Genomic DNA, 14,145 nt, shown 5'->3' on the forward strand with positions numbered 1-14,145 from the left:
CGGCCGGAGCCGTCACGCTGAACAGGTACACGTCGTTGGTTTCTTCTATTATAATGTTGCCGGCGGGGGTGGTCGCGTTGATCACGTCCGCCGTGGTGTCCATGTCAATGCCCGTAGCCGCGGTGGCGTCCACCAGGAAGCCCGTCACCATGCCGGAGCCCGCGATGGCGCCTGCGGAGACCAGGGTTACGTCGCCCACGGAGCCCGCGTTCACGAACTGGGCCAGGGTCAGGTCGCCCGCGGAGTTGACGCGGATGTCATTATTGTTGGAGGTGATGCCGTTCACGCCGTTCACCGTACCCACGGTCAGGCCGCCGGCTGCATCGTCGTCTATGGCCACATCGCCGTTAGCCGTCACCGCGACCATGGTCATGGCGTTGCCGGCCTGGGCCAGGCTCACAGGGCCGCCCGCCGTCACTTCCACGCCCGTATCCGCAGTGACCGTTCCGGCCAGCTGGTTCACGCTGCCTGCCGCATGCAGCATGATGATGCCGCTGTTGCCGATCAGGTTGGCGTTGAGGGTTATATTATTGTTAGCGCCGTTGGCGGCCAGCAGGATGGTTCCCGCACCGTCCGCGTCGATCACGCCTTCCACCGCAATGGGGCCGTCCGTGGTGGTGATGCTCACGAAGCCATTGCCCTGAGTATCAAACCCGTTGGCGCCCACTGTGATGTCCGTCCACTCACGCAGGGTCACGTTGGTGGCCTGATCCGCACCCGACAGGTGCGCGATGGTCACCTCGGTGTCCAGGTCGATGCTGCCCACGTCCGTCACAAAGGAGCCGACGCTTCCTTCCGCATCCAGCACCAGTTCCCTGGCCAGCACGTTCAGGTTGGCCTGGGCCGTTCCGGCGCCGTTCAGGTCCGTGATATCGCGGCCCGTGGTCAGGAAGACCGTGTCGCCGGCCGCTTCCACGTAATCCACGTTCATGCCGTTGACCGAGGTCAGGGTTACGTCGTTGCCGGTTCCGCCTGCACGCACGTTCATCACGTTCAGGGTCTGGAGGTTGCTGAAGGTGATGGCGCCGTTCTGGGTCTCCAGATACAGGTTGTCCACCTTGTTGCCGCCGCCGTCCGTGATGGCGCCGTCCTGCTCGATGGTCACGTCCAGGGTCTGGCCCGTGGTGTTCAGGATCCGGAGGCCGTTCAGTTCGTCGATGGTCGCCGTGCCGGTCTTGCCGAAGACGGCCGTCAAGTCAACCGCGTCCGTGTTCAGGTCGATATTGCCCGCGGCGTCCGCCAGCACCGTTGCCGCCGTCACTATCGCAGCGTCCACCGTGGTGATGTTCCCGCCGTTGGCGCTCAGGTCGGCTGTGCCGCCGCCCGCGGTGATGTCCGCGTTCACGTTCAGGTTGGCCGCCGCGTCCAGGTCCACATTGCCGCCGGCGATCACGCCGGACAGGCCCTGATCCACGCCGTCAACCGCGCCCACCGTCAGGTCGCCGCTGGTTCCGTCGATCTCCACGTCGCCGCCTGCGGTCACCGCCAGGGTCACGCCCGCATTATCCAGGGTGATGGCCGTGGCGCCGCCCACGCTGCCCGTGGCTTCCAGGGCCGCGAGCGGAGCCGTGATGGTTCCGCCGTTGATGTTTCCAACCGCCTCGATGGCCGCCCGGCCGCTTGCGCCGGTGGCGTCCACGCTGCCGATGGTCACATTGCCGCCGGCCGTGACTTCCACGTCATCGCCCGTCACCTGGGTCAGCGTAATGGCGTTGGCTTCCGTGATGGTTACATCGCCCGTGGCCTCGATATCCACCGAGTCCACGTCCGTCCGGACGGTCACGCTGCCGGACACCGCGCCCGCGGAAGGCCCGTCAATGGTCAGCACCGTACCCGCGATCCAGGTGGCGTCGTCGCCGTCGTCCAGCACGTCGCCCGCGCCGCCCAGGGTCAGGTCCACCGTGGTGGAGCCCGCAATCCGGCCCACTACCACGTCGCCCGCGGCCTTGGTGGTTATGTCCACCGTTCCGGCCGGGGCCGTCACGCGTTCCAGGAACACGCCGTCGGCTTCCGTGATGACCACGTTCCCGCCCAAAGCGTCGGCGATGATCGTGTTCACGTCCGTATTCATGGTGATGGAGGTCTGAGCCTTGGCGTCCACAAGGTCCGCCGTGATCAGGCCCGAGCCCAACAGGGCGCCCGTGTTCACGTCTATATCCACGTCCGCTGTTCCCGCCGTCACAGGCGCATTCAGCGTCAGGGAGCCGCTGGTGGTTATCGTAATATTATCGTTGCTCGTCACAACGCCCGCTTGTTTGTCGTAAGACCCGATGGTCAGGTCATCGGCGTCCTGGATCCACACAGGACCGCCCGCCGACACCGTAATCAGTTCAAAGTCATTACCGCCCTGGTAGATGTCCACGCCGCCGACAACCGCCGTAATCCGCGCGCTGTTGGCCGTGATGGTCCCGGCCGTCTGGGTCACGGCCTGGCCTGCATCCACCTGCAGGTTGCCCGTGGTTCCCACGCCCGTATTAATTGTGCCGGAGATCAGCACGTCGTTGGTTGCATCCAGATCGATCAGGGCGTTATTGCTGTTCAGCGTGCCGCCGATGATCAGATTGTCGCCCGCGTTCAGGGTCAGGGTTCCCGCGCCGTCCGCGTCGATCAGCGTGGGTACGCTGATGGTTCCGCCCGCCGTGATGCTCACCGCGCCGTTGTTGGCCGTATCAATGCCGTTGGCGCCGATGGTCACTTCGCTCACTTCGCGGATGGTCACGTTCTGCGCCGCGTTCGCGCCGGACAGATGCAGGACGTCCACTTCCGTATCCAGGTTGATGTCGCCCGTGGAGCCCGCGTTCAGCACCAGGGTCCCGGCCAGCACGTCCAGAGTGCCGGTTCCCAGGCTGTCCGCGATGTCGCCGGAAGCCGTCAGGCTCACCGTATCGTCCGAGGCTTCCACGTACCGGACATCCATGGATCCGCCGGCCGTCAGGGTCACGTTATTCCCGGTTCCGCCTGCCCGCACGTCCAGGGCGATCAGGTTGTCGCCGTCCACGTAGGTAATGGCGCCGTCCACCGTCTCAAGGCTCAGGGTGTCCACGTTGTTGCCGCCGCCGTCCGTGATGGCGCCCGTGTTGGTCACATCCAGGGTTCCGCCCGTGGTGTTGTCAAGCTGCAGGCTGGCTGCCATGTTGGACAGGATCGCCGCGCCGCCCGCATTGAAGGTCAGGCTCGCCGAGTTCACCTGGGAGGTCAGGGTGATGTTATTCACCGCCGTGGCGTCCAGGTCGTTGGCGACCACGTCGCCCGCGCCGTCCGTGATGCTGTCCGCGGCGTTCAGAACCACATTATTGCCCACCGCGTTCACCGCGCCCGCCTGAATGCTGGCGCTGTTGGCCGTGGTCAGGGTGACGTCCCCTGCCTGGGCTTCCACATACTGGGCGTTCAGGAGACCGCCCACGGTCTGGGCGCCGTTCACCACGATGTCGCCCGTGCCGGATATTACGCTGGCCAGGGTGATGTCGTCCGCTTCATCCACGGTGATATCGCCCCGGGCCACCGCTTCCAGGGTGGTCACGTCCGTATCAATATTGATGGAGCCGGCCCATGCCTGAGCAAGCAGGTTGCCCGCGTTCACCACGCCCGTTCCGGCGGTCGTGATATTGCCGGCCTGGGTGTTCATCTCCGCCAATAAGGCGTTTACCGCGCCGTTCAGGGTGATGCCCGTGGCCGCATTAATGTTCACGTTGGCCGCGGAAGTCACGCCCGCCACAGACACGGAGCCCAGGTTGGCCGCGATGTTCACGTCCCCGCCCACGCTCGTGATGGCGCCGGTGGCGACCACGTTGGTATCCGCCAGCAGGGTCACGTCGCCGGCCGTGGAGTTGACCGTGTTGTTCAGGTCCAGGTCCGCCGAAATGGACTTCAGGGTCACCGTGCCGCCCGTCACCGTTCCGTCGGTGGTCAGGGTTCCGTCGGAGGTCACCGTCAGGTCCACGCCCGCGGTCATGGCCGCCGAGTTCACAAAGGCCGTGCCCGCCGTGATCTCGATGTCGCCCGTGGCCGTCACTTCTTCCACCGCCACGCTGGTCACCGCGTTGATGAGCACGTCCGTGCCCGCATGCAGCAGATCCGTCGCCGCCACACTGGTCTGGGTGGCGGTCAGGATCAGGTTCTGGTTGGCGCTCACGCCGAACAGGTCGATCTGGTCGCCCGTGATGATCACGTCGCCCGTATCTGCCGTGATGTTGGCGTCCGCGTCCACGCCGCCGCCCACGGTGTTGATGATGATGTCGCCCGCCGCGGAAGTCACCGCCGCGTTGATGTCCGCCGTCGTGGCGCTGAAGTCCACGCCCGTTCCCGCAGCCACCGTGTCGCCGGTTGCGACCGTCAGCAGGACGCCTGCGTCGGCCAGCACATCGCCGCCGGCCGTCACCGCGCCGTCTATCGTAATGTTATTGCCCGCTATGTAGGCCACATCGCCCGTGGCGTTGATGACGCCCGTATGGTTGATGTTATTGCCCGCAAGCAGGAATATGTTATTGCCGCTTAGGGTGGTCAGAGTCACGTTGCCGTTCAGGCCTTCGATGTCCACGTCGCCGCCCTGGGCCGCTATGCCGTGAGTCAAGGTCACATTGCCGTTGGCTTCCAGGGTGACGTCCACCAGTCCGCCGCCCGTGGCGCCGATGAAGCCCGTCGCATCAGTGGAGGTGATGTCGCCCGAGGACGTGGTCACCGTGATGGCGCCGCTGGTTCCGGCCTTGATGGTGTGGTTGTCCGCTCCCAGATCCACCGCGCCGTTGGCGTTCAGGACAATCTGGTTGCCCGTGCCGGCCGCCACAATGTACACGCCGGTCAAACCGTCGGTCTCGTCGATGGTCACGTTGCCCGAGGCGTCCAGGTGCAGCTGATTCACGCTGGTGTCCAGGTCGATGTTCTTGGCGTTGCTGACCGTGAACAGGTCCGCGGATACATTGGCCTCCGTGCCGTTGACGTCCACCAGGCTCTTGCCGCCGCCGTCCAGGGTCACAAGGCCGCCGCCTGCGTTGATCAGGTCGATGAGCATGTCGCCCGTTCCGGCGTGGGTCAGGTAGATGTCCTTGTTGGCCTGGCTCGTATCCGCGTCCAGGCTCACCGTGGCGTCCACTTCCAGAGAACTGGCCGCCGTGCCGATGGAGCCCGCGTCAGCCACCAGGTTGATGTTCTGGGCCACAAAATCCGCACCCGTATCGCCGGCGCCGAATTCCACGATATTGCCGTAGTTGGCCGTCAGGTCAATCCGGCCGCCCGCCGTGATGCTGTCCAACTGGAACCCGGCCGCCCGGATGTCCACGTCGCCCGAAGCCGTGATGGTCAACGTTGCGCCCGTGCCGGCCTGGATGAAGTCCGTGCCGAATCCGTCCGCGCCGCTGTCGTTGTTCAGGTCCGCGATCAGGTACGCGTTCTTGGCCGTAATATTGCCGGTTGCGTTCTGGGTGATGAAGCCGTTGGCTTCCAGGACCAGGGTTCCGGTTCCCAGGTTCACCGCGCTGGAGATGGTCACGTCGTCCGGAGGATCGATGGTGGCATCGCCGTTATTGGTGAATATGGCGTCCGTATCCGCGTCCGTTCCGCCCCAGGCCGCATCGTCAATCAGGAGCAGGTCGCCGCCCTGCTGGCTGTAGATGATGTTTCCGCCGTTGGTGTTGAAGTCGGCTCTCACATCTCCGGAGGGCGTGTTATAAATGTAGATGCTGCCCGTACCCGTGGTCGTGCCGTCCACCACCAGGGCGTCTATGGTTATGGGGTCGGCCGCGGCGCCGATGCTCTTGGAAGCGCGGGCCGTAAAGATGTTCGTGTTCACCACCTGACCGTCCCCGTCCACGATGCCGTCCGACGCGCTGATTAACGTCACGTCATTCCCGTTCGGATTGATGATGCCCCCAACCGTGACAGTCCCCGACTGAGAGGCCATGGGCGATCCCGAACTTCCGTTCCGTTCGCTTCCCCAGGACATATTGTATCCTGTACCGGTTCCCGTGGGATTGATGTAATGGGGATGCGGATCAGGGCCCTTGTAGGAGTTTACATAAATGTCCTCGTCGCCGGTTCCATCTATATCAGAGTTCAGGTTGCCCAGGAGGATGTCTCCTCCCACGCTGATGGTGATGCCGCCTCCGGCGTTCATTGCAGCCGTGGGCGCCATGTACATGGCGAACACGGAGCCGGTGTTCTGGCCGACGTTAATATCCTTGTCGGCGTTGATCTTGGTTCCGTCTTGCATGAGAAAGACGTTCACGTCGTCAATATTCACGGAGCCGCCGTTGACGGTAACTTCCGCAGCGCCGTTGGGACCGGACTCCATGCGGAACTCGTCGGCGTTCTGGATGAACAGATCCCCGCCGTTCACGGTAAGAGAGCCGTTTTGGGTGATCACAATGTCCCATTCATTGCTTCCGCCCGGGTTCAGGACCACTGTACCGGCCCCAACCTGAGCATCGTCAATGATGATGTGGTTGGCCGTGGATGACAGGATGATCATGTCATGCTTATTGGCCTGGAGGGTGGTTCCTGAAATCTCGGTATTTCCATAGATATACAGGGCGCCCAGCTCGTCTCCGCTGGCGTCCGTGGTAATGGATGAAGAGCCGTCGAGGTTAATTTCGCCGTTCCTCTGGCCGCTGGCCGCATCCACCCAAAGGACGATATCTCCGTTATTGGCGTGGATTGCGCCTTCCACAGACAACGTGGAACCGTCGGTATTGTTATCGTAGCCGTTTGCGACGTAAACCAGGACCATGCCGCCGGCGCCAGCAACTCCGCCGTTATCCCCTTGGATGACGATAGAGTTTCCGTCGCCGTCTATGTCGGCGACAGCCAGATCCAAAGCGCTGCCTGATGCGTCGTTGGTCTGGAGCAGGCTAAAACTTTCGCCCGAGCCCCTGATTTCCGCATCCACCCGGCCGACTTCATTCGAAGAGTCCTCCACCAGTCTGGCCACGATGTTAAAGGCCGTGGCATTGGGGAGAGGAGTAAGCGCGGCGCCCGGATCGTAGGTCTGGTTGTAGGCGTACGATCCGCTGCCGAAGCGGGAGGCGTCGGTAACGAATTCGGAACTAAGGGAATTCGACTTAACAATGAGGTTATGAGCGATAATGGTCAGGGCGCCGCCTACGCTATCCCTTACAACGCCTGTGCCGGCAGTAGCTTCTAAGCGAACCGTGCCGGTCCCAACGCTGATATCCACCTTGGAGTCATCCAGGACAAAGTTGGCGTCCAGAGCCGTGTCGGCGGTGAAGCCGCTGTCCGGAATGGTTACGTTGCCGGCTGTGGCGATGAGCGCCACGTTGTCGTTGCCGTCCAGTTTCCAGGCGTTCACCGTAATATCCGCATCATTGCGAATCCACATGGACGCGTCCAGGTTCAGGGAAGGCATGACCAAGTTGGCCGACCCCAGCTTGCCCAGGGTGAGGGCGTAATTGCCGGTGTTGTCAATGGCGATTTCGCCGCCTTCCTCTTTGGTTACTGCAATGAGGTTGCGGATGGAAGTTTCAATGGCGTCGCCGTTGGCGTGGGTTTCCGGACGTCCGATGGCGCCGGTGAAGGCTTCGGGGTCTTCTATAACCTCGTCGTCCTTGACTCTGCCGATGAAGTCGGAAGCCTGGAGACTGACCCATGCGCCTGAACCTGTGGCGGTGATATCCGTGTATGTGTCGCCGTTATCCAGGATGCCCTTGCTGTTGGAAGTGATATCCACGACAACGCCGCCGGTTCCTGCGGTCACCAGAGCGCTCAGGAGGATGTCTCCGTCGGCCAGCATGGTGATAACCCCGGAGCCTGCGTCAATCAGGGCGCCGTCAACCATGGTGATGCCGCCCAGGTTGGAGCCCGCCTTAAAGTCAGCGATGACATTGACATTAATATCTCCCTTGCCGGAGCCGTTGTTGACGATGATGTCGCCGTCAACGCCCATGTTGACGTCTTCAGCTGCGACCAGTGACACAAAGCCATTGATAGCGGAGCCGCCATTGGCGCTGATCCTTCCCTGAAGGTCAATATTGCCGGCGCCTGTTCCCGTCCCCAAATAGACAAGGACCGTATTGGTCGCCGAGCCTGTGATGGTTCCATTGGCGTCATTGGTAATGCTTCCGTTATTTGCCGTGACTTCAATCTTGGCCGATCCGCCGGAGCCGAATCCCGCCTGGACAGGACCCTGGATGAGAACGTCGCCGCCCAACCCGTTGGAGTCCAGATAAACCCCGGCAAGGTTCGGGCTCTTGGCGGAGATGCTTCCATGGGAGCCCACCCAAATGGCGTGGGAGCCGGTGTTGTTGGAGTTGATATCCACCGCGGCGGCCCCAGTTCCGGCGGAATGGACAGCCTGTATGGTTCCGTCGATGTTTACCGGCCCGGTTCCGGTTCCCGAACCCTGGAACCGGATCCAGGCGTCGCCCGACCCGGTGTGGTTGGCTTCTATCAGTCCGTTGGAACCCACGGTGATTCCGGCGGTTCCATAGGTATCGATGAAAACGGAGGCCTGGCCGAATGTAGCGTAGGTTTGAATGCCGGCAGATCCGGTCTGGCCGATGACAACGGCGCCGGAGGCGTCAATATCCACGGAGCCTATGGTCTCGCCGGTGGCTACGATGTTGGCGCCGTCGCGCAGGACGACCTGATCCGCGGAGTCGATATCCACCACGGCCGTCCAGCTTCCCTTGCCGGCCAGCATATCGCCGTAAACGGTCACGTCGGCGCCGGCGGCGTTGGAATCCAGCTGGACCAGAGAGTACATCATGCCAATTGCTTGGACTTCCTCCTGGCCTGTGGCGTTATTATCCCTGACGGTGATACCCTGGGCGCCGCTGGAAGACACCAGCACCTGGGCCACACCCTCACCATCCACGTAGGCCTTGACGAGATTGTCGAGAATCACGTTTCCGCCGGCGTCAACATCAATAATGGAAAATCCTGTATTTGTTACGGCCTGCATGGAAGCCGAAGAGCCCATGGTTACGTCATCAAGAGACTCCACGGCAACCAAAGAATTCATGCTATTCGATCCGGCGAACATGGCGCCATTGACAAGAACATCGCCGCCCGCGCCGTTGGAGTCCAGTTGCACCGTGGAATTCCAGCCTCCATCTGCGTGAAGGTTGGCGTTGGAGTCGATGACCAAGGCGTGGGAGCCCGTATTCAGGGAATTCACGTCAATGAGAGCGCTTCCGCCATCTGCGTAGAGACTGCCGTCAATATGGACTTCGCCCGTGGCGTCGCCATTGACGTTAATCTGGATGGTGGACGTGCTGCCGCCCTGCGTCTTGATTTCGGCTTGGCTGCCTACAGTCACCCCGCCTGTTCCGTTCCATACGTCAGCTATCACTTTGGCATTGCCCGTATTGGCCGTCGCGCTGACGCCGCCGTTAATGGTCAGTGCGCCGCTGAAAACGTCCATATCCACTACGGCTAATTGGGAATTGTCGGCAGTAGTCAGATTGGCGTTTACGTCGCCGGAGGCGCCGATTGTCAGGCCTGCGACCCCTGCTGTGCTTATGAGGGTCGCCCGGACGTTCTTGGAGCCGGACGCTGTCACCGTTCCTGCGTTGGCGGGGGCGTCCCCGCCAATCACAATATCCTTGGCGGAGATGAAAGCCAGGGCGGTTCCGCTGACGGCGCTTGCCTTGACGGACCCGGTTCCGGAAGCGCCTACTGCGACGTCTCCGGACGCCAGAATATTCACTGAACCGTAGTTGACTCCCATGGCCTTGACAGAGCCGCCCTGGTTGACTGCCACGCCGTCGGCGGAGTCGATATTCACCTTGGCCACGCCGTTTCCGGAGTTTCCGGCATGGACGGTTCCCGTAACGATCACATCGCCGCCCGCTCCATTGGAGTCCAGACTAATCAATCCGGTATTGGCGCTTCCTGCAGCATTTTGGGCGGTAATCTCTCCGCTAACCAGGATGCCCGTGGCGCCGGTGGCCGTAACATTCACTGTGGCATCCCCGCTGGTGGATTCGGCTTTGATGGTTCCCTGGTTGACCACATTGGCGTCGGAGAACAGGCTAATGGTGGAAGCATCGGCGCCATTCGCGGTTATGCTTCCGCTGCCGCCCACGGTAATGCCGGCCGTCCCTCCTGTGCTGGTAATGGTCACCAGGGCCTTGACCGAACCGGAGGCATTCACATTGCCGATCCCCAGGCTGCCGATGACGATGTCGGCGCCCGAGATGTCCACCGACCCGGTCTTGGAATGGGCGTAGATGGAGCCGCTGGCGTCCACAAGCACGTCGCCCGTCGCGTTAACGTCTACAATATCCTTATAGCCCGCTCCGCCCTCGGCGTAGATAGCGCCGTTGGCGGTCACGGATACGTTTGCAGCATTAATCGTCGTCTTGGCGCCGGTGGTTCCAGCGGGCAGCCCCCCGATGGGTCCGCTTGTCTCGGCGGCAATGGCGCCGGAATTGGACACGCTTACATCGCCCGCGGCCGTGACGCTCAGGTCTACAGGGATGCCAGTTCCGGACCCCCTGGCGTATATCGAGCCGCTATCTCCCGACACGGATATGTTTCCGCTGGTGGATTCCACGCCAACATCCACAGTGGAGTTGCTTCCGCTAAAAGCGGACCCGCCTATGGCCGCCTGTCCGCCGCCGCGTTGTTCAACAATAATGTCACCCCTGGCGGTTACATCCACATTGACGGAGGCGCTGTCGCCTTCCAGGTAACCACCCAGCCATGCATCATAACCGGTTCCCAGGCCCGCCGACCCGCCGAGGACTTTGATGCTGCCATTGGCCGCGGATACATTTATGTCGGCAGACCCGTTTGCACTGCCTTTTCCGTAGAGCCAAATTTCCGCCAACTGGCCCTGCTCTGCATCGATCAGAATGTTGTCATTCGCCGTAGCATTTAGGGACCCGGTTGCGGAATTACCATAAGTCCAGGTCTGGATGGCGCCCGTGCCTCCGGCGCTTCCGCCCAGCACGGTAATGTCGCCTCCGTTGGCGTTAACGGTTAGTGTTGCAACCGAACCGGAGCCGGCGTTCGAACCCGCCTTGGCGCTGATGATGGCTTTGCCGCTGTTGGCGTCCACGGTGACTCCGCCGCCTGTGGAGGTGACGTTCATGGCTGCAGCGCCGGAAGCCTGCGTTAGCGCCGTGATATAAGCGCCGCCCGCCGCGGCGCCCGTAACTATAATGTCGCCTTGGGCCGTTATGTTTCCAACAGCATTATCGGCTGCTCCGGCGTACACGTTCGTACTGCCGGCGAAGCCTCCGCCGCCGTTGACTGCAATGCCGCCTGCAACGGCATTAAGGGTGACCAGAGCGGAAGCGCCTTGGGTGTAGGCGTCCACGTTTTCATTGACTGTTATACTGTCGGCCGTGATGGACAATTGAACAAGGGCGCCGTTGGCGGTTCCTATCCCCATGCCGGAAGTGACGCCGTCCATGGCGGTAATGCCGCCAATGGTCAGGTCCATGCCCGTATTGTCCAGCCAGAAGCCTTCATTTCCTGTATTGTCGCCGGAGTAAATAGCTTCCAGGGCGCTGACCTGGGTGATGAGATTGTTCGCGCTGGCGCCGATGCTGTCGGACGCGAACATGACCAGACTCTTGGCCGTGACGTCCGTGGCGCCGGTTCCGACGGTGCTGATAATGCTTCCGCCGCTGGCTGTCAGGAAGGCCTGGTCTTCGGAGGTCAGATGACCGTTAAAAAGGATATTTCCGTTGCTTGTTGAAATGGAAACATCGCTGGTTCCGGTTCCTGCGGCAATGTCGGATTCCACATTAATGATGGTCACATTGCCCGCGGCCGACTGGGTCACGGTAATATGTCCGCTTTCCGTATCCACGTCGGTGAGCGTAATGCCGCCGGTGGTTCCGGAGTTGATCCAGATATTGCCTGCGCTCAGGGAATGGGCGGCGTCAATGTTCACCGCGCCCGTACCAACGCCTGCGCCGCCAAGCATGTTCAAATGGATGCCGCCGCTGGTCAGGTTGTCGGCGTTCACAACAGGGGCAATGATGTCTATGGCGCCGTTGACCCCGCTTCCGGAGCCGATGCCCAGATCGGCTTCCAGGTCCACGCTGGTTCCGGCTGTGATGTCCACGCCGGCGCCGCCGTCGCCGTCAATGATGGCGCCGCCCTTGGCTTCCACCTGCACGGTGGTTCCCGCCGATGCGGAGCCTGTCAGAATGACGTTGCCGGTAGCGCCCGTTCCTTCGCTTGCATACAGGTCCACGCTGCCCAGAACGGCCTGAACCTGCTGGCCTGCCGCGATGGTCAGATCGCCGTTCATGGCCGCTAGCCAAATGGTGTCGTTGGCTTCGCTGATGGTTCCCGAAACCGTTAGATTGGAGCCTGCCACTGCGAGGATTTGGTCGCCCGACCCGCCGCCGGAGGTAAAAATGTCGGTCAGGTCCAGGTCGCCTTCCTGATAAATCTGGATGTTGTCCGTGGAATTGAGGGTGGTGGTTCCCGAGCCCACCTGAATGTCCACAGCCAGGGGCAGTTGCAAAGCGTTTCTGGGATCAATGTAGTTGACTTTGGTAAAGGCCCCGTTGCCGGTTCCAATGTAATACTGGTTGCCGCCCGCCGAGTCGGCCGTAATCGTAAGATCGCGGCCGGCCTGGGTTTTGGTGTAGTACGGCATACCTGAGCCGCCGTCCTGGTCGTCCACCACATTTTTCAAAGCCGTAATTGTAACGTCATGCGATCCGATCACTTCGCCCAGCGTAATGCTGCCGCCTGTGGACTCGATGATCACCTGGGATGTTCCGCCGGAAGCCAAAACGTTATATGCATAAATGTCGCCGCCTGCGGTAATATCCACAGATCCCGCAGCGCCGGTGGCCATGACGATGCCGGAGCCTCTCACCACAGGATCGACAGCCTGTGTGTCGCCCAGGATGATGTCGTCCACTTCGTCGATGGTTATGGATGAGCCCTGAGCGTACAACTGCTTGATCTGGGTTTCCAGGGGTTGGGCGGACGTGCCGATTTCATCCCGTGCTATGAGGGTGGCCGTTCCGCCGGTTGCTATGAAGTCCGCGGCAGAGTCGCCGCCGGATAGATCGTTGATGGCGCCTTTGGTTGCGGTGAGATAGATGTCGCCGGTGGTGTTGCTCACATAATCCACCAGGATGTCGTCGGTTTCCACCATCACAAAGTCGCCCGTGCCGGAAACCGTGGCCAGGATGGACCCCACCGTGGTTTCAATGGGGTTGCCCGTGGAGCCGAAGGCTGTGGGGTCAGTCACGACTACGCCTGCGTTGGGTGCGATGATGTCCACCTCTCCCGTGCCTGCATCCGTGATGGCGCCATAGGATTCAATGACAATAGCCCCCGTGGCTATAAAGCCGGGGTTTATGTTCGTAGGATTGCTGGTGGACAGCACGCCCAGATCAATGCCGTTCCAGCCATACAGGTAAATCCGGCCGGACCCGGCGTCGATGAGGGAGTCGGCGTCCATGGTGATGGAGCCGTTCATGGCGATGACCGTCACGGGCACATTGCCTGTTCCGGTTCCCAACCCCGAGCCGCCGTTGACGATAATATCGGCGGTTCCGTTTGCGAAGTCCACATTATCTCCCGCCAGGATGTAGATGCTGCCTGCGGGAGCATTGGCGTTTATGGAGTCGTTAAGGCTTATGGAGCCGACGGCGCCTCCGGTGCTTACCGTAATGACTGCGGCAGCGAGGCTGGAGCCCATAATGGGAGCGCCTGAAGCAATCGTGATATCCCCCCTGTTGGAATTAATTCCTATGGTTGTCATCCCCAGGGATTGGGCCGTGACAGGACCGCCGATAACCACGTCGCCGCTGGCCGTGTTGGAATCAATGTCTACCGTAGAGGTTGTCCCGGCCTGGGCCGAAAGACTCCCATTGATAATCAGGGCCGCGCTGGCCCCGGTTCCATCTCCAGCGGCGTCAATGTCTATCAATGCCGCGCCTGACAGGGCATCCGCGGTCACATTGCCGCCGATTACAACCTGTTTTACGCCCACGCCTGAACCTGTAATGGTTACCGCGGCGTCGCCCGTGTTCGAACCTCCGCCCGTAGCGTCGGTGTCGGCTGTCACGGCTCCGGAAATCGCCATGGATCCTGTGTAGGACTGGATCAGCACAGAGGCCGAATTCGATCCGGTAAGGCCGAGCGCCAAGTCTGCGTTAGCCAAAACCGGAGCGTCCACTGTAACGTTTCCGTTTGCAACCATGGTCACGG

Annotated in this window: 1 protein-coding gene (only partly in view); it reads right to left on the minus strand. The window is 61.6% G+C overall.

The window, feature by feature from the left end; translation table 11 throughout:
- Positions 1–14,145: part of an S-layer family protein coding region (locus G491_RS36010; RefSeq protein WP_035220159.1), annotated on the minus strand (this coding region is incomplete at both ends). Its footprint extends 22,206 nt past the window's final position; the window shows 14,145 of its 36,351 annotated nt.

The sequence above is a fragment of the Desulfatibacillum aliphaticivorans DSM 15576 genome, assembly GCF_000429905.1.
GTDB classification, from domain to species: domain Bacteria; phylum Desulfobacterota; class Desulfobacteria; order Desulfobacterales; family Desulfatibacillaceae; genus Desulfatibacillum; species Desulfatibacillum aliphaticivorans.